Raw genomic sequence first — 17,333 nt, 5'->3', positions numbered from 1 at the left:
CCCTGTACACTTTTTCTCGGCCGGTCGGAGAAGCACGAAGACCGGACATGGTGGGTGTAGCTCAGTTGGTAGAGCACCTGGTTGTGGTCCAGGTGGCCGCGGGTTCAAGTCCCGTCACTCACCCTGAGTGATCAGCCGGTGACCTGGTGAACAGGTCACCGGCTGATTGCGTTCCCGGGCACCATCCCGGCGTACCCCTGACCGCGTACCCCCGAGGCACCGCACGAGCCGCGCGAGCCCGCACCCCGTACGCTCCCCTCGTGCCCCACCCCGTGGAACCCCTCCCCTGCGAACCCCACCCCGCCGAGCCCGGCCCCGGTGCGGCCGCAGAGCGGACGGCCGGTACCGCCCGGCTCGATCTCCTCCCGTTGCGCGTCGAACACGCCGAGGAGATGGCCGAGGCGCTGTCGGATCCGGCGCTGCACGTCTTCATCGGCGGGGCGCCGCACACGGCTCAGGGGCTCCGCTCGCGGTACGAACGCCTCGTCGCGGGCTCACCCGACCCCGCCGTGCGCTGGCGCAACTGGGTGCTGCGGGAGCGCGCCGGGGGCCGCCTGGTGGGGACGGTCCAGGCGACCGTCTCGGGGGAGGTCGCGGAGGTCGCCTGGGTGGTGGGTACGCCCTGGCAGGGCCGGGGATACGCGGTGGAGGCGGCGCGGGCGCTGGTCCGGCACGTGATCCGCGCGTATCCCGTCCGTACGGTCGTGGCCCATGTGCACCCCGGTCACCACGCGTCCGCCGCCGTCGCCGCGGCGGCGGGGCTCACCGCGACGGACACCCTCCAGGACGGCGAGGTCAGGTGGGAGCTGACGGTACGGCGGTGACCTCGCCGCTATCGGGCCGCCCCGGCCGCGCGCCAGGCCTCGGCGAAGCGGTGCACGTCCGTGAAGCGGTCGTCCGGAGCCGGGAAGGTGGCGCGTTCGACGACCGCCAACTGCCCCGCGGTGCCGCGCCAGGCGCGTTCCTCGTCACCCGCGTCGAGCAGATGGCGGGCGGCCCGGCCGAGGGTGAACACCGTCGTCCTGCTGTCGATGACGGCGCCGCGGACGAACTCCTCGGGGGACATGAACCGGCGTGAGCCCGGCAGCCGTTCGTCCTCCAGGACGAAGGGTCCCGGCCGGTACTCGTCGAGGTCCACGAGGTGGACGGCGCCCGCGGCGAAGTCGTAGAGCAGCGTGCCGTCGTAGAAGTCCACGGCGACCTGGCCGGCCGCCTCCACGGTGAGGTGGGCGTCGAGGACCCGGTCGAAGGCGCGCAGCACCTCGGCGGTGGGCAGGGAGCGGAAGCGGGCCATGGGGCCGCCCGGACGCGTGCGGTCGCGGGACCCGCCCGCGGCGGGGTGGTACAGCACCTCGCCCGAGCGCCAGGGCATGACCACCGCCCAGCCGTCCCGCACGGCGATCCGGTGGACCTGCGGGACGATCGCGGTGTGCCGGACGGCCCGGTGAAATGCCCATCCTCGTTCGAGTGAGCGGTGACCGTGTTCGTTGACGGCTTCCTTGACGAACCAGCGGGCGCCGTCGAGCAGCCGCACCCCGTACGCCACGCAGCCCGAGTCACGCTCACCGAACACCCGGAACACCTCACCCACCCGGCCCAGATACGGCTCCACGGCGGGCACTTCGTCGACTCCGAGCAAGGGATGCAGGACCATGGACGCCAGCCTGCCCTACCCGGCCGCCTCCGGCGGACAGAAGCCGCAGGCCGGACGTTCGCGGCGTAGCCGGGCGGGCCCGGCGTCCTACGACGAGGCCCGCACCACCAGCTCCGCCGGCAGCACGAGCTGCCGCTTCTCCAGCCCCCGGGAGACCGCGGGACGGCGGTCCGCGATCTCTCCGAGGAGGAGGTCGATCATGGCGCGCCCCATCTCCTCGATGGGCTGGCGGACGCTGGTGAGGGGCGGGTCCATGTGACGGGCTATGGCGGAGTCGTCGTAGCCGATCAGTGCCACGTCGTCGGGGATGCGGCGGCCGGTCTCGCGCAGGACCTGCCGGGCACCCGCCGCCATGACGTCGGAGCCCGCGAAGACGGCGTCGAGGTCGGGGCAGCGCTCCAGCAGCAGGGACATGGCACGCCGGCCCCCTTCCTCGGTGAAGTCGCCGGGGACGATCAGGCCTTCGTCCACCGGACGGCCCGCGTCGAGCAGGCCCTGGCGGTAGCCGTCGACACGGCGCTGGGCGCCGTAGACGTCCATGCGGCCGGCCAGGTGGGCGACTTTGCGGCGCCCGCGGGAGATCAGATGCTCCACGGCCGCGCGCCCGCCGCCGTAGTTGTCCGAGTCCACCGACGGAAGCGTCTCCTCCGCCGAGCGCCGGCCGCTGATCACGGCCGGGATCTCCAACTGGGAGAGCAGGTCGGGGAGCGGGTCGTCGGCGTGCACCGAGACCAGCAGGACTCCGTCCACGCGGTGCGCGGCCAGGTACTGGGCCAGGCGCTGGCGCTCCCGGTCGCTGCCCGCGAATATCAGCAGCAACTGCATCTCGGTCTCGGAGAGTTCGGCACCGACACCGCGCAACATGTCCGAGAAGTACGGTTCCGCGAAGAACCGGGTCTCGGGTTCGGGGACGACCAGGGCGATCGCGTCCGTGCGGTTGGCCGCGAGGGCGCGGGCCGCCGTGTTGGGGACGTAACCGAGCTCCGCGACCGCCGCCTCGACCGCCGCGCGGGTCGCGTCACTGACCCGCGGAGAGCCGTTGATCACCCGGGAGACCGTGCCGCGGCCCACGCCTGCGCGCACGGCCACCTCTTCGAGGGTCGGCCGCCCACCGCTGCGGCCCCGCGCTCCGTGGACTGCCATGGGCTCCGCCTCCCGTCGACACCAAGTTGGCCTGGAATCTAACAGCCTCGTCCGCGGATGCGAGCGACACTGGGCCGCCACCCAGGGAGCCCCTGCCGCACCGGGCGCTCGTCTTCGAGTGCCGAAGCGGCTATAAGACTCTTCTGGCCATGTGGCGGAATGACATCTTCAGCTAACAGGCCGATAACTGAACGCATCTCTCCGCTCCCTCACCCTTGACACCCCCGCTCGAACCGGCGACTCTTCAACACATCACTGGTGGGAGCGCTCCCACAGTACCTGACACATACACAACCCGCACGTTCCCCGCCCGAGCCGCAGCGAGAAAAACGGGCGCCACCAATGCAGTTGGCCGGGGGGTCGGCACGTCAGGCAACAGGAGGACGCAATGCGTACGAGTACCCGCCGGTCCCGCAGGCTGGCGGCCATCGCGGCCGTCGCAGCGATGACCGCAGGGCTGCTGGCCGGCTGCTCGAAGGACTCGAACGACGGTTCGTCGAACTCGGACGGGGGAGGCAAGGGCGGCAAGACGACGCTGACCGTCGGCACGTTCGGCGTCTTCGGCTACAAGCAGGCCGGTCTCTACGACGAGTACACGAAGCTTCACCCGACCATCTCGATCAAGGAGAACGTCACCACTCGTACGGATGTGTACTGGCCCAAGACGCTCACGCGTCTGCAGGCCGGTGCCGGCACCGACGACATCCAGGCGATCGAGGTCGGCAACATCACCGAGGCCGTCCAGACCCAGGCCGACAAGTTCGTCGACCTCGGCAAGGAGGTCGACAAGTCGCAGTGGCTGGACTGGAAGACCTCCCAGGCCACCACCAAGGACGGCAAGACGATCGCACTCGGCACCGACATCGGCCCGATGGCGATCTGCTACCGCAAGGACCTGTTCGCGAAGGCCGGTCTGGAGACGGACCGCACCAAGCTCGCCGCGCAGTGGAAGGGCGACTGGTCCAAGTACGTCGCCGTCGGCAAGGACTACATGAAGAAGGCGCCCAGCGGCACCAAGTTCGTGGACTCCGCCTCGTCGGTGTACAACGCGGCCCTCGGTGGCGAGAGCCAGCGGTACTACGACAAGGACGGCAACGTCATCTGGGACAAGTCCACGGGTGTCAAGAAGTCCTGGAACACCGCCATGGAGGTGGCGACCAGCAACATGTCGGCGAAGCTGAAGCAGTTCGACCCGACATGGGACCAGGGCTTCGCCAAGGGCTCGTTCGCGACCGTGGCCTGTCCCGCGTGGATGATCGGCTACATCGAGCAGAAGTCCGGTGACTCGGGCAAGGGCAAGTGGGACGTGGCGGCGGCGCCGACCGCGGCCAACTGGGGCGGTTCGTTCATCGGCGTGCCGACGGCGGGCAAGCACCAGAAGGAGGCCATCGCGCTGGCCAAGTGGCTGACCGCGCCGGAGCAGCAGGCGAAGGTCTTCGCCAAGCAGGCCAGCTTCCCCTCGACCCCGGGGGCGTACTCCAGCCTGAAGCCGGCCGCGGACACCACGGCGTACTTCTCCGACGCCCCGATCACGCAGATCTTCGCCGACTCGGCGAAGACCATCCCGGTCCAGCACTTCGGCACCAAGGACCAGCCGATCGGTACCGCGATCACCGACGTGGGCATCCTCCAGGTCGAGCAGAAGGGCAAGACGCCCGACCAGGGCTGGAACGCGGCAAAGGCTGAGATCAAGGACGTGCTCGGCCAGTGACCAGCTCCAAGCAGGCTCTCGCGCACCCCGCGACGAGCGCCGACGCCGCGCCCGGCTCCCAGCCGGGCGCGGCCCGGGGCGCTCAGGGTCGCGGTACGCCGCCGCCGAGCCCGGACTCCTGGCGCAGCCGGCTGTACCGCTGGGACATGAAGGCGTCGCCGTACGCGTTCATCGCCCCCTTCTTCATCATCTTCGGTGCCTTCGGGCTCGGGCCGCTGCTCTACACGGCCTGGTACTCGCTGCACAACGTGCAGCTCTCCGGCCTGGACCACCAGACCTGGGCCGGCCTGGACAACTACAAGAACCTGCTGTCCTCGGAGTTCTTCTGGAACGCCCTGGGGAACACCTTCACCATCGGTGTGATCTCGACGGTGCCGCAGTTGCTCATGGCGCTGGCGATCGCCCATCTGCTCAACTACCGGCTGCGCGGCTCGACCGTGTGGCGGGTCGTGATGCTCACCCCGTACGCCACCTCGGTGGCGGCGGCGACGCTCGTCTTCACGCTGCTGTATTCGTGGGACGGCGGCATGGTCAACTGGCTGCTGCACTTCGTCGGGGTCCACGCGATCAACTGGCGCGAGTCCGACTGGGGCGGTCAGTTCGCCGTCTCCTCGATCGTGATCTGGCGGTGGACCGGGTACAACGCGCTGATCTACCTCGCGGCGATGCAGGCGATCCCCGCCGACCTGTACGAGTCGGCGGCGCTGGACGGCGCGGGCCGCTGGCAGCAGTTCCGCCATGTGACGATCCCGATGCTGCGGCCGACGATCCTGTTCACGGTGGTCGTGTCCACGATCGGCGCGACGCAGCTGTTCGGTGAGCCGCTCCTGTTCGGCGGGGTCAGCGGCTCGAAGGGCGGCTCCGCGCACCAGTACCAGACGCTCGGCCTCTACATGTACGACCAGGGCTGGGGCATCGGCAACCTCGGCAAGGCGTCAGCGATCGCATGGACGATGTTCCTGATCCTGCTGATCGTCGCCGCGATCAACCTGCTGATCACCCGACGGCTGAGGAAATCCCAATGACCACCACTGAACTGACTCCCCCTCAGGCGGAGGCGAAGGGAACCCCGGTCGTCCGGGGCCCCGGACGCCGCCGGGTGCTCGGCGCGGGCAAGCAGATGCACGCGGGTCCGGTCACCTACCTCGTCCTGACCGTCTTCGCGCTGGTCTCGCTCGCCCCGCTGGTCTGGACGGCCATCGCCGCCTCGCGCAACAACGAGCGGCTGGCGCAGACACCGCCGCCGCTGTGGTTCGGCGGGAACCTGTTCAAGAACCTCCAGGCCGCGTGGGAACAGGCCGGGCTCGGTACCGCGATGGTCAACTCCACGATCGTCGCCGGGACCATCACCGTCGGTACGGTGGTGTTCTCCACGCTCGCCGGGTTCGCCTTCGCCAAGCTGCGGTTCAGGTTCTCCGGTCTTCTTCTGCTGCTGACCATCGGCACGATGATGATCCCGCCGCAGCTCGCCGTCGTGCCGCTGTATCTGTGGATCAGCGATCTGGGCTGGTCGAACCAGCTCCAGACGGTCATCCTGCCCACCCTGGTGAGTGCCTTCGGTACGTTCTTCATGCGGCAGTACCTGATCCAGGCGCTGCCCTCCGAACTGATCGAGGCGGCGCGGGTCGACGGCGCCAGCAGTCTGCGGGTCGTCTGGCACGTCGTCTTCCCGGCGGCGCGGCCGGCCATGGCGGTGCTCGGCCTGCTGACGTTCGTGATGGCCTGGAACGACTTCCTGTGGCCGATCATCGCCCTGAACCAGCAGAACCCGACCGTGCAGGTCGCCCTCGCCGCGCTGGGAACCGGATATGTCCCCGACCAGGCCGTGATCATGGCGGGCGCGCTGCTCGGCACCCTGCCGCTGCTCATCGCCTTCCTCCTGTTCGGCAAGCAGATCGTGGGCGGGATCATGCAGGGCGCGATCAAGGGCTGACCGCCTCTTCGGGGGCCGGGCCGGCGCCGCCTCGGCCCCCTTCGTCCCGCCTCTCCTCCCCTCCTCCAACCCGTCGGTCTTCACGACCCCCCTTGGGAGCGCTTCCATGCCTGAGCCCATAACACCCGTGACCTTCCCTCCGGCCTTCCTCTGGGGCGCGGCGACCTCCGCGTACCAGATCGAGGGAGCCGTGCGGGAGGACGGCCGCACACCCTCGATCTGGGACACCTTCAGCCATACACCGGGCAAGACGGCCGGCGGCGAGCACGGTGACATCGCTGTCGACCACTATCACCGCTACCGCGACGACGTGGCCCTGATGGCGGACCTCGGCCTGGGCGCGTACCGCTTCTCGGTCTCCTGGTCGCGGGTGCAGCCGACCGGCCGGGGCCCCGCGGTCCAGCGCGGCCTGGACTTCTACCGGCGTCTGGTCGACGAGTTGCTGGCCCACGGCATCAAGCCCGCCGTCACCCTCTACCACTGGGACCTGCCGCAGGAGCTGGAGGACGCGGGCGGCTGGCCGGAGCGCGAGACGGCGCTGCGTTTCGCGGAGTACGCGCAGATCGTGGGCGAGGCGCTGGGCGACCGGGTCGAGCAGTGGATCACCCTGAACGAGCCCTGGTGCAGCGCCTTCCTGGGGTACGGCTCCGGGGTGCACGCTCCCGGCCGGACGGACCCGGCGGCGTCCCTGCGCGCGGCCCACCACCTGAACCTGGCGCACGGGCTCGGCACTTCGGCGCTCCGTTCCGTGATGCCGTCCCGCAACTCGGTCGCGGTGAGCCTCAACTCCTCGGTGGTCAGGCCGGTTTCGCAGGACCCGGCGGACCTGGACGCGGTCCAGCGCATCGACGACCTGGCCAACGGCGTCTTCCACGGCCCGATGCTGCACGGCGCGTACCCGCAGACCCTGTTCACGGCGACCCGGTCGGTCACCGACTGGTCGTTCGTCCAGGACGGCGATCTCAGGGCGATCCACCAGCCGTTGGACGCGCTCGGCCTCAACTACTACACGCCCACGCTGGTTTCCGCGGCCGCCGCTCACGCGGACGGTCCGCGCGCGGACGGCCACGGCGCCAGCTCGCACTCCCCCTGGCCGGGCGCGGACGACGTCGCGTTCCACCAGACCCCGGGTGAGCGCACGGAGATGGGCTGGACGATCGACCCGACGGGTCTGCACGACCTGATCATGCGGTACACCCGTGAGGTACCGGGTCTGCCCCTGTACGTGACGGAGAACGGCGCGGCCTACGACGACAAGCCGGACCCGGACGGCCGGGTCCACGACCCCGAGCGCATCGCCTACCTCAACGGCCACCTGTCGGCCGTGCACCGCGCGATCGCCGACGGCGCGGACGTCCGCGGCTACTACCTCTGGTCGCTTCTGGACAACTTCGAGTGGTCCTACGGCTACGGCAAGCGCTTCGGCGCGGTCTACGTCGACTACGCGACCCAGATCCGCACCCCGAAGTCGAGCGCCCACTGGTACAGCCGGGCGGCCCGCACGGGAACGCTGGCCCCGGTGACGCCCGCCGAGTAGGCCCACCGCCCGGGGGACACGGGGGACACGGACACGGGGCGCGACACCCGAGGGGGGTGCCGCGCCTCGCCGCGTTCTCCGTGCCAGGAGGCTTCACCGACGCGGCGCCTTCCGTTTCCCGGACGGCGGCGTGAGTGAAGCCAGCGCGGTGGGCCGCATCGCCCCGGCCGCGGCCGAGCCGAGCAGCAGCCGGGTCAGATCATGGGGCCGCGCCCGCTCGTCGGTCGGAGCCGCCGCTGTGATGCGGTCGAGCCGGAAACCCCGGCCGGCCTGCCGCGTGCGACACCAGGCGATGAGGTACCACCGGCCGTCGGCGGTCAGCAGTCCGGCGGGCTCCACCACGCGGTCGCTCTCGCGTCCTGCCGCGTCGACGTAGGACAGCCGCAGGACCGAGTTCGCGGTGAGGGCCCGCTCCACCGCGCCGCGGACCGTGGAGTCGGCCGGGGAGGGCAGCGCGACGATCCGTGCGGCGAGTTCCTGTGCCGCCACCGAGGCGGGGCCGGTCATCGAGGCCGCGATCTTCTGGGCTGCCGTGCGGGCCGCACCGGCGTACGGCGCGGAGGCGTCCGCCCCGGCGAGCGCGACGGCCAGTGCCGAGGCTTCGGCGGCCGTGAACCGGATCGGGGGCAGGGTCATCTCCGGGTCGATCGACCAGCCCCCGCCTCGCCCGGGTGTGGCGCGCACCGGGACACCGGCCTCCATCAGCGCCTGGAGGTCACGCTGCACCGTGCGGGCGTTCACCTCGAATCGCGCGGCGAGCGCGGCGACCGTCAGCGGTCGCGGCGCCGCCGCGCGCAACTCTTCCACCAGCGCGTAGAGCCGAGTAGTGCGGTTCACGCGCCCGACGCTACCTTCCGGCGGTGGACAGGAAGTCCCGCTCGCGCCGCAGTTCCCGCTCGGTGATGGTCAGGGGGAACAGGGTGAAGCCGTGCATCGCGCCGGCGACGACACCGAGTTGCACAGCCGCACCGGCCGCCTGCCAGCGTCGGGCCAGGAACAGGGAGTCGTCCAGGAGCGGATCCTCGGTGCCCACGACGATTCGGGCGGGCGGCAGGCCGGCCAGGTCGGCGAACAGCGGTGAGACCTCGGGATCGCGGCGCTGTTCCGTCCCCATGGCCGGTGTGAACAGCTCGTAGCTGCCCCGCAGCGTGTCGGTGTTGGTCAGCAGCCGCCTCGATCCGAACCGTCGCTGGCTCGGTGTCATCGACAGGTCGTAGGGGCCGAAGAGCAGGTGGGCCGCCCGGAACGCGCCGGTGATGCCGTGCCGGTCGCGAAGGCGCAGCAGGGTCACGACACTCAGGTGGGCACCGGCCGACTCACCGCCGATCAGGAGCCGTTGGGTGCCGAACTCGGCCGCGGCATGGTCCACCAGCCATCGGGCGGCCGCTTCACAGTCATCGGGCCCGGCCGGGAACGGGTGTTCCGGCGCGAGGCGGTACTCCACGCTGACCACGGCCAGCCGTGCCTGTTCGGCGAGCCGCCACAGCCTCTCGTCCTGCCCGTCCGCGGAGCCGAACGCCCAGCCGCCGCCGTGTATGTGCAGGTACACGCCGTCGACGTGGTCGGGTACGAACACTCGGGCCCGCACCCCGTCCGCGATGACGCGGTCCCGGCCCTGCGGCAGTCTCACCGGGGGCGCGTCGCCGGCGAGCCGGTTGCGCCGCAGGGCGGCGAGCAGGGCCGTGTCCGGCACTCCTTCGCGCGCCGGGCGGCTCGCCGCGGTGGCGGCGAAGCTCTCGTTGAACTTCAGGGTCTCGGCGAGGCAGTCCTCGTCTGTGATCGTCATGCTGTCGACAGTCGCAGCCGTCCGCGACAGCGTCCTGTCACCTTTTCCTGGTGAGCCGCGTCACAGACCTGACGCATCGCCTGACGCATCGCCCGTCACCCCGCCCGGCCTTCCGTACGAGTGAGCGTCGCACCCGGACGCTCACCCACGGAGGTCCGACCGTCCGAGCTCGAACCAGGTCGCCTTGCCGCGCCCCGGCCCGTGCCCGCACACGCCCCAGGCGTCGGCGCCCCGGGAGATGAGCTGCATCCCCCGGCCGCCCTCCTCGTCGGGTCCGGGCGTGCGGCAGCCGGGAAGGCCCGGAGCCTCGTCGTGGACGAGAACACGCAGACGACGGGGGCCCGCCCAGCCGGCGCGCAGGGTGACGGGCGTCGCGCGGCCCCGGCCGGCGGAGGCCTTGATGGCGTTGGTGACCGCCTCGGAGGTCAGGAGCACCGCGATGTCGGTGAGTTCGGGCCGGTGGGAGGCGGCGAGGAGGGTACGGACGGTCTCCCGGGCGGTGCGCACCCAGACGGGGTGGGGCGGAAAGACGAGGGAGACGTCGGTGGGGCGTCGGTGATCCTCCATCGGAGGGGGCTCCTTCGGGTTGCGCGCGGCCGTGGCGACCAGGTCCCGAATCCTCAACAGCGTTGAGAACGGGGGCACTTCCTCGGAGCGCGGGGGCGAGGTGGATCGCCTCGACCGTAGGGAAATGTTTTCCCTCGACGCAAGCATCTCCCCCGTATGTCACCCAAGCGGGTGACCTGCCGACGGGTCGGCGACTCGCGGGCGCCGAGATCGGCAGACTGCTCCGCGAGGAGGTCGGCCATGGCACCCAGGAGCAACCCGAGCGAGCGCCAGCGCAGGCTCGGCGCGGAGCTGCGCGGCCTACGGATCCGGGCCGGGCTCTCCGGCGAGCGCGCGGCGGCCATCCTCGACGCCGACCGCGCCCGCATCAGCAACATCGAGACCGGGCGCATCGACGTCTCGCGCAACCGCCTGCACAAGGTCCTCCAGGAGTACGGCTGCCCGGCCGGGCCCTATTTCGACGCGCTGATGGCGATGGCCCAGGAGAACGGCAAGGGGTGGTGGGACGAGTTCAACGACACCATCGGACCGGCTGCCCGGGACCTGGCGGAACTGGAATCGCTGTCGACGGTGCTGCGGACGCACGAGCCACTCGTGATCCCCGGAATGCTCCAGACCGAGGAATACGCCCGCGCGGTGCTGGAAGCCACCGAGCCGGACCGTCGGCGCGCCCACCGCTACGCGGAGTTCCGCCTGGCCCGGCAGCGCGTCCTCACCGGTGACTCACCGGTGAGGTACCGGGCGGTCGTGCACGAGGCCGCGCTGCACACCCGGGTGGGCGGTGCCGCGGTCATGCGCCGGCAACTGCTGCGGCTCATGGAGATATCGCGGCTGCCCAACGTGGCCGTACAGGTGTACCCGTTCGAAGCGGGGATCTACGCGGCCCACACCCAGTCGTTCGTGCTCTACGGCAGCACCGCGCCCGAGCTCGGGACGGTCTACCTGGAGCACCCGACGAACTCCCTCTTCCTTCGGGACGCGATCCATCTCGACGAGTACACGAAAATGTTCGAGCGGCTGTCGGAGCTGGCACTGGCGCCCGTCGACCCCGAGTCGGCACCGGAGTCGCACGCGTCACGTGACTCACTGAGCCTGATCCAGCACGTCATGTACGCCCTGTGAAAGGAAACCGCGATGCCCCGGCTCATCTGGCAGAAGTCCTCGTTCAGCACGGGCGGCGAAGGCAACTGCGTGGAACTCTCGGCGGCGGCGACCGGTCACGTCCACCTGCGCGAGAGCGACCAGCCCTACGACATCGCCACCTCCACACCCCAAGCGCTGGCGAGCCTGCTGCACGCGCTCAAGGACGACTCCTGGGGTCCGCCCCGGAGCAGGTGAGGGACAAGGGCCCGGGCCGGCTCCGGAGGACGATCTCCGGAGCCGGCCCGGGCCCTTGTCGCGGTCCGACCACGACGCCCCGGCCGGGTGGGGGGTGGAGAAGTCCGGCCGGGGCGCGCAACCCCCGTTTCACCGTGGCTGGTCGGGCTACTTCAGCGCGGCGAACGCCTTCGAGAAGGCGCCGTCGCTCTGGACGATGGAGCTGCACACCGCGTCGGCGGTGTTCTTGGCACCGCCGGCGCACTGCTTGTCACGGGCGGCGGACCACATCGAGAGCCCGCCGAGGCCCTTGGACTGGGCGAAGGCCACGAGCTGCGAGGCGTCGTCGACCTTGAAGATCTCCGAGGACACGTCGTTGACGCCGATCATCGGGGTGACGGCGACCGTCTTCCACGCGGTGCTGTCGGAGAGGCCGAGGACACTCTTGATCTGGGCCTGCGTGGCCGTGGCGGCCTGCTGGGCGAGGTCACCCATGTCACCGTTGAACGCCGGGCCGTAGTCCATCGCCATGATGTTCACGGTGTTGATCTTCACGCCGTTGGACTTGGCGTCGGCGAGCAGGTTCACGCCGTCCTGGGTGAGGCCCTGGGGCAGGACCGGCAGGGTGAAGGAGACGTCCAGGCCCGGGTGCTGCTGCTGGAGCTTGGCGATGGCCTTCGCGCGGTTGGTGTTCGCGGTCGTGTTGGGCAGCGCGCCGCCCTCGACGTCGAAGTCGACCTTCGTGAGCTTGTAGGCGTCGACGGCCTTGCCGTACGCCGCCGCGAGCGCGTCGGCCGAGGAGCAGGTGGTGGCCAGCTCCGAGCCGGAGGCCCCGCCGAAGGAGACCCGGACGTCGCCGCCCTTGGCGCGCAGCGCGCCGATCTGCGCGGCCACCGCGTCGCTGGCGAGGTCGCTCACGCCGCCCCACTTCGGGGTGCAGCCGCCGCCGTCGGTGACGAACGCGAGGTTGTAGTTCTTCACGCCGGTGGCGTCGGCCGCCTTGAGCAGGTCGAAGGCCGGGAAGAGGGAGGTGTCGACGTAGGGCGCGAAGCCCGCGGACGTCGTGCTGCCGCTGCCCGAGGTCTGCGTGGGGGTCGGGGTGGCCGTGGCGGTCGCGGTGGCCGTCGGCTTCGGGGTCGCGCTCTGCGTGGCGCTCGCGGTCGGGGTGGGCGCGGCCGTCGGGGTCGCGGTCTGGGTCGGACGGCCGCTCGGCTCGGGCGTCGCGCCGTCCACCGAGCACTTGGTGCCGTCGATGACACAGCCGGTCGGGTTCGCGGTGCCGTTCACGACGAAGCCGACGGTGACGGACTCGCCGGCCGCCAGGCCGTCCTTGTCCCAGGACGGCGGCGTCACGGTGACGTGCTGTCCGCTCACCGCGGAGGTCGCGTCCCACAGCGAGCTGAGCTTGGAGCCCGCGGGCAGGTCGAACTCCAGCTTCCAGTCGGGCTTGGTCTGGCCCGTGTCGTTGGAGACGACGTACTGCGCGGTGTACCCCGTGGACCACTCGCTGGTCCTGGTGTACGCGGCGCCGACACTCGACGCGTTCGCGATACCGGTGAACAGGAGGGCGCCACCGCCGGCCACGGCCGCCGCGACGATGCCGCCTATCGCCTTGTTCCTGCCACTGACTTTGCGCCGGTGCGTACTGCTCATCGCGTGTGCCTGCCTTCGCGGAAATCACGGGGTTCGCTGGGGACGTCCCAGGGAGTGCGGCATCACGCTAGCGATCCGGAATCGGTCAAACCGCTTGATCCGGACGGCGGTTGAGGATCTTAGGGTCCGCTTAAGGAAGGCATCGGGAGCCGTTAAAGGTCGAGACCACTGTGGGCGGTTTGGCGGGTCGCACAGCCGTTGCCCAGCTCACGCCTGCGCGACTCCGGCGCCGCGCCTGCGGCGTCTCACCCTGCCCCGGTGCCCGCTCCGGACGGGGGCCCTGCCGTCGAGCTGGATCCAGATGCGCACCTCGGTTCCGCCCAGCACGGAGGAGCCGATCCGTACGTCCCCGCCCGTCGACTCCGCGAGCCGTCGCACGATGTCGAGGCCGAGGCCCGTCGACCCGTCGTTGCCCGAGCCCGCTCCGCGCGCCATCGCCGCCACCGGATCCACGATGCCGGCGCCCGCGTCCGACACCAGCACGATCACGGCGTCCTCGGCGTTGTGCACGTCGACCGCGAAGGCCGTGCCCTCGGGGGTGTGGCGGAAGACGTTGCCGAGGAGGGCGTCGAGCGCGGCGGCGAGGTCGGCACGGGCCACGGGTATGCGGACCGGCCGTTCCACGCCGGCCACCCGCACCTTGCGGCCCTCGTCCTCCGCGAGCGCCGACCAGAAGTCCATGCGCTCCCGGACCACTTCGGAGGCGTCGCACCCGGCGCCGACGCCGATCGCCGCGGTCTGCGGCTTGGCCTCCCGGGCCGTCCGGATGATCGTGTCGACCTCGCGTTCCAGTTGGGCGACGGCCGCCCGGGTCTGCTCGGCGGCCGGACCGTCGCCGAGCGAGGCGGTGTTGAGGCGGAGCACGGTCAGCGGTGTACGCAGCCGGTGCGACAGGTCGGCGGCGAGCTCCCGTTCGTTGGCGAGCAGTTGGACGACCTGGTCGGCCATGGAGTTGAAGGCGACGGCGGCCAGCCGCAGTTCGGTCGGCCCCTCCTCGGGCACCCGGGAGCCCAGTTGGCCCTCGCCCAGCTCGTGCGCGCTCTCGGCCAGCCGCTGCGCGGGCTGCACCATCCGCACGCCCAGCCGGTCGGCGACCGCGACGGAGCCGATGATCAGGGCGACACCGACGGCGGCGAGGACCGCCCAGGCCGTGCCGACGCCGTTGCTGACCTCGGCCTCGGGGACGTACACCTCGATGACCGCGATCTCACCGGAGCTGAGCGCGATGGGCTGGAGCAGCGCGGAGCCGCCGGGTACCTCCGTGGTGGAGGCCCGGCCCAGCCGCCGGGTCACGGTGATGTCCTTGGCGACGGCGCGCTGCTTGCCGATCTCGACCGCCGGCTTGCCGTCCGCTGCGGGGATGTGCACGCCGATCCCCATGTCCGAGCCGGCCGAGGCGACGACCCGCTCCAGCTCGTCCCGGTCGGTCGTGATGGAGAGCGCGGGGGCGATGGCGGCGGCCTGCCGTTCGGCGTTCGAGAACGCCCGGTCGCGCGCCATCTCCTTGATCACCAGGCCGAGCGGGACCGCGAAGGCGACCACGACCATCGTCGTCACGGCCAGGCACACCTTGACCAGTGCCCACCTCACAGCGGTCGCTCCGCTCTCGGCGGCTCCAGCTTCACGCCGACGCCCCGCAGCGTGTGCAGATAGCGCGGACGTGCCGCCGTCTCGCCCAACTTCCGGCGCAGCCAGGACAGATGGACGTCGATGGTCTGGTCGTCCCCGTAGGCCTGCTGCCACACCTCGGCGAGCAGTTCCTTGCGCGGGACCACGACGCCGGGGCGCCCGGCCAGGAAGGCGAGCAGGTCGAACTCGCGCCGGGTGAGGTCGAGTCGTACGCCGTCCAGCTCCGCCTGGCGGCGCAGCGGGTCGATGGCGAGCCCGCCGACGCGGATGACCGTCGACACGGGCGCCTCGCCCACGGTGGCGCGCGAACGCCGCAGCACCGCCGCCATGCGTGCCGACAGGTGCTCGACCGAGAACGGCTTGGTCAGGTAGTCGTCCGCGCCCGCGTTCAGCAGGCGGACGATCTCCGTCTCGTCGTCCCGCGCGGTGGCGATGATCACCGGGACGTCGGTGATGCCGCGCAGCATCTTCAGCGCCTCGGAGCCGTCCAGATCGGGCAGTCCGAGGTCGAGGATCACGACGTCGAAGGAGAAGTGGGCGACCTCGCGCAGCGCCTCCAGGGCGGTGCCGACGCTGCGCACGATGTGCGCGGCCTCGGTCAGATGCCGGATGAGGGCCGAGCGTACGAACTGGTCGTCCTCGACAACGAGCACACTTGCCATGGGCGGCACCGTACGCCATCCGGGGGACGCCGTACGGAGGCTGTGGACAACCCCGGGCGGGCACCTGTGGACAATCCCGGCCGCATCCCCGGGACATTACGGATCTTGGCGGGGTCGTGAGACACCGTTGGGGCTCGTGGTGCAGTATGGCCGCGATGCGCAGAGGACTCGTACACGTACTCGCGTGGTTGCTCGCCACGGGCGCGGCGGTCACGCTGTCGTGGTGGGGTGTCCACACCGTGATGACGGGGACGGCCTACGACCCGCCGCGGGCCCTGCCCATCACGGTGGCCGGCGCGACGGCGCCGGAGACACGGCCGCCGGCTTCCTCCACCCAGCGCCCCGAGCCGTCCCCGAGCGCGTCCAACAGCCCCTCCCCGAGCGCGAGGCCGAGCGCGGCACCTTCGAGGTCCGCACCCGCGAGCAGCAGTCCGACGCCGTCCGCCCCGGCCTCCGCGCCGACGCCCTCCGGGCAGGTCAAGAGCTACGACTCGGACGGCGGCCGGGTGGTCTTCGACATCACCGCCACGTACGGGACGCTGGTGTCCGCGACCCCGAACACCGGCTGGGCCATGCAGGTGTGGAAGACGGACACCTATATCCGCGTGGAGTTCACCGCGGACACGGGCCGGGTGTCGGTGTTCTGCGACTGGCACGACGGGCCGCCCCACGTGGACATCGGGACGTACTGACGCCGGGTCAGCGGAACACGGACGGCGGCGGCGCGGGTGACGCGACCGCCACCGCGTCGGTGACGGGTGCGGCTCCGCCCGTGAAGTCCAGGAGTTCCCTGCCGTGTTCGACCCGGGCCGGATGCGGGTCGGAGGCGGCGCGACGGGTCAGTTCGGGGATCGGCAGCGGCCGTCCCGAGGCCACGAGGACGGCGTTCCCGAAGCGTTTGCCGCGCAGCACCGTGGGGTCGGCGACCAGGGCGAGTTCGGGGAACACGGCGGCCACGGTGGCGATCTGGCCGCGGAGGTGGGCGAGCGGTGGCCCGTCGGCGAGGTTCGCGGCGTACATCCCGGAGTCCTTCACCACCCGGCGGACCTCCGAGACGAACTCGACGGACGTCAGGTGCGCCGGGGTGCGCGCGCCGCTGAACACGTCCGCGATGACCAGGTCCGCCCAGCCGTCGGGCACCTTCGCGAGGCCTTCCCGGGCGTCCGTGGAGCGCACCCTGATCCGGGCGTTCGGGTCCAGCGGGAGTTCCCGGCGCACCAGTTGGACGAGGGCCGCGTCACGTTCGACGACCTGCTGGGTGGACCGGGGGCGGGTCGCGGCCGTGTAGCGGGCCAGGCTGAAGGCGCCGCCGCCGAGGTGCACGACCTGTACGGGCTTGCCGGCCGGGGCGACCAGGTCGATGACATGGCCCAGGCGGCGCTGGTACTCGAAGCTCAGGTAGGCGGGGTCGTCGAGGTCGACGTGGGACTGCGGGGCGCCGTCGATGAGCAGGGTCCAGGCGCGCGCCCGGTCCCGGTCGGGCAGCAGTTCGGCGAGTCCGCCGTCGACGGCCTCCACGACCGCCTCGGCCGCGGCCTGCCCACGCCGTCCGCCCCGCCCGGTGTCGCGGCCCTCGTCCGCCCGCTGATTCCTCGCCCTTGCCATCCCGCCATTATCGGGGCGCGGACGCGGCTCGGCCCAGCGACCGTTCACGGGGGGCCGGGCCGGGCGTGGACAGGGCTCAGGAACACCGCCCGGCAGATGGCCGGACGGGCTGCCGACAGCACCCGCGGCGCCGCCC

The 17,333-nt window shown here is 71.4% G+C and carries 17 protein-coding genes and 1 tRNA gene; 9 read left to right on the top strand and 9 right to left on the bottom strand.

Annotation, left to right across the window (positions count from 1 at the left end):
- The first annotated feature begins 50 nt into the window (after positions 1 to 50).
- Both OHT01_RS25260 and OHT01_RS25255 read left to right on the top strand, forming a co-directional pair.
- A tRNA-His gene (locus OHT01_RS25260) sits at positions 51 to 123 on the top strand.
- 137 nt (positions 124 to 260) lie between these two features.
- On the top strand, positions 261 to 824 hold the full coding sequence (locus OHT01_RS25255) for a GNAT family N-acetyltransferase (RefSeq protein WP_328555397.1): 564 nt from the start codon (positions 261 to 263) through the stop codon (positions 822 to 824).
- 8 nt (positions 825 to 832) lie between these two features.
- Here OHT01_RS25255 and OHT01_RS25250 read toward each other — a convergent pair whose 3' ends face one another.
- The gene (locus OHT01_RS25250; RefSeq protein ID WP_328555396.1) at positions 833 to 1,654 is read right to left on the bottom strand and encodes a serine/threonine protein kinase; all 822 of its coding nucleotides are present in this window, start codon (positions 1,652 to 1,654) and stop codon (positions 833 to 835) included.
- Between the two features lie 87 nt (positions 1,655 to 1,741).
- On the bottom strand, positions 1,742 to 2,797 hold the full coding sequence (locus OHT01_RS25245) for a LacI family DNA-binding transcriptional regulator (RefSeq protein WP_328555395.1): 1,056 nt from the start codon (positions 2,795 to 2,797) through the stop codon (positions 1,742 to 1,744).
- A 388-nt stretch (positions 2,798 to 3,185) separates the two neighbouring features.
- Between OHT01_RS25245 and OHT01_RS25240 the strand changes: the two genes are divergently transcribed.
- The 4 genes from OHT01_RS25240 to OHT01_RS25225 all read left to right on the top strand — a co-directional run bounded on the left by OHT01_RS25240 (position 3,186) and on the right by OHT01_RS25225 (position 7,978).
- Complete coding sequence (locus tag OHT01_RS25240) at positions 3,186 to 4,508, top strand: ABC transporter substrate-binding protein (RefSeq protein ID WP_328555394.1); 1,323 nt, start codon at positions 3,186 to 3,188, stop codon at positions 4,506 to 4,508.
- Complete coding sequence (locus tag OHT01_RS25235; protein WP_328555393.1) at positions 4,505 to 5,533, top strand: carbohydrate ABC transporter permease; 1,029 nt, start codon at positions 4,505 to 4,507, stop codon at positions 5,531 to 5,533. Before OHT01_RS25240 ends, OHT01_RS25235 begins: the two co-directional genes overlap by 4 nt.
- On the top strand, positions 5,530 to 6,441 hold the full coding sequence (locus tag OHT01_RS25230) for a carbohydrate ABC transporter permease (RefSeq protein ID WP_328555392.1): 912 nt from the start codon (positions 5,530 to 5,532) through the stop codon (positions 6,439 to 6,441). The genes OHT01_RS25235 and OHT01_RS25230 overlap by 4 nt, the downstream gene beginning before the upstream one ends.
- Before the next feature lie 106 nt (positions 6,442 to 6,547).
- Positions 6,548 to 7,978, top strand: a complete 1,431-nt coding sequence (locus tag OHT01_RS25225) for a GH1 family beta-glucosidase (RefSeq protein WP_328555391.1) — start codon at positions 6,548 to 6,550, stop codon at positions 7,976 to 7,978.
- A 93-nt stretch (positions 7,979 to 8,071) separates the two neighbouring features.
- On the opposite strand, the gene OHT01_RS25220 is transcribed toward OHT01_RS25225, so the two are convergent.
- The 3 genes from OHT01_RS25220 to OHT01_RS25210 form a co-directional block, all read right to left on the bottom strand.
- Positions 8,072 to 8,815 carry a helix-turn-helix transcriptional regulator gene (locus tag OHT01_RS25220; RefSeq protein WP_328555390.1) on the bottom strand — a complete coding sequence of 248 codons (744 nt, stop codon included), beginning with the start codon at positions 8,813 to 8,815 and terminating at the stop codon, positions 8,072 to 8,074.
- 10 nt (positions 8,816 to 8,825) lie between these two features.
- Complete coding sequence (locus OHT01_RS25215) at positions 8,826 to 9,764, bottom strand: alpha/beta hydrolase (protein ID WP_328555389.1); 939 nt, start codon at positions 9,762 to 9,764, stop codon at positions 8,826 to 8,828.
- 141 nt (positions 9,765 to 9,905) lie between these two features.
- Entirely contained in the window at positions 9,906 to 10,331 is a 426-nt protein-coding gene (locus tag OHT01_RS25210; RefSeq protein ID WP_328555388.1) for an ATP-binding protein, read from the bottom strand.
- Between the two features lie 240 nt (positions 10,332 to 10,571).
- Between OHT01_RS25210 and OHT01_RS25205 the strand changes: the two genes are divergently transcribed.
- On the top strand, positions 10,572 to 11,453 hold the full coding sequence (locus OHT01_RS25205; RefSeq protein ID WP_328555387.1) for a helix-turn-helix domain-containing protein: 882 nt from the start codon (positions 10,572 to 10,574) through the stop codon (positions 11,451 to 11,453).
- Between the two features lie 12 nt (positions 11,454 to 11,465).
- On the top strand, positions 11,466 to 11,669 hold the full coding sequence (locus OHT01_RS25200) for a DUF397 domain-containing protein (protein WP_328555386.1): 204 nt from the start codon (positions 11,466 to 11,468) through the stop codon (positions 11,667 to 11,669).
- A 147-nt stretch (positions 11,670 to 11,816) separates the two neighbouring features.
- Here the strand turns inward: OHT01_RS25200 and OHT01_RS25195 are convergent, their stop codons facing one another.
- The 3 genes from OHT01_RS25195 to OHT01_RS25185 form a co-directional block, all read right to left on the bottom strand.
- Entirely contained in the window at positions 11,817 to 13,301 is a 1,485-nt protein-coding gene (locus OHT01_RS25195) for a glycoside hydrolase family 18 protein (RefSeq protein WP_328555385.1), read from the bottom strand.
- 207 nt (positions 13,302 to 13,508) lie between these two features.
- Positions 13,509 to 14,891, bottom strand: coding sequence for a sensor histidine kinase (locus tag OHT01_RS25190; protein ID WP_328555384.1), 1,383 nt, complete (start codon positions 14,889 to 14,891; stop codon positions 13,509 to 13,511).
- Positions 14,888 to 15,592 (bottom strand): response regulator transcription factor, encoded by a 705-nt coding sequence (locus tag OHT01_RS25185; protein WP_328555383.1) that lies wholly within the window; start codon positions 15,590 to 15,592, stop codon positions 14,888 to 14,890. The genes OHT01_RS25190 and OHT01_RS25185 overlap by 4 nt, the downstream gene beginning before the upstream one ends.
- Positions 15,593 to 15,747: 155 nt before the next feature.
- Between OHT01_RS25185 and OHT01_RS25180 the strand changes: the two genes are divergently transcribed.
- Entirely contained in the window at positions 15,748 to 16,284 is a 537-nt protein-coding gene (locus OHT01_RS25180) for a hypothetical protein (protein WP_328555382.1), read from the top strand.
- A 7-nt stretch (positions 16,285 to 16,291) separates the two neighbouring features.
- Here the strand turns inward: OHT01_RS25180 and OHT01_RS25175 are convergent, their stop codons facing one another.
- Positions 16,292 to 17,197, bottom strand: a complete 906-nt coding sequence (locus OHT01_RS25175; protein ID WP_328555381.1) for a spermidine synthase — start codon at positions 17,195 to 17,197, stop codon at positions 16,292 to 16,294.
- Positions 17,198 to 17,333 lie beyond the last annotated feature (136 nt).

The organism is Streptomyces sp. NBC_00358 (assembly GCF_036099295.1).
Taxonomy (GTDB): Bacteria; Actinomycetota; Actinomycetes; order Streptomycetales; family Streptomycetaceae; genus Streptomyces.
The sequence above is the reverse complement of the archived record's forward strand: the minus strand, read 5'-3'. Positions and strand labels throughout refer to the sequence as shown.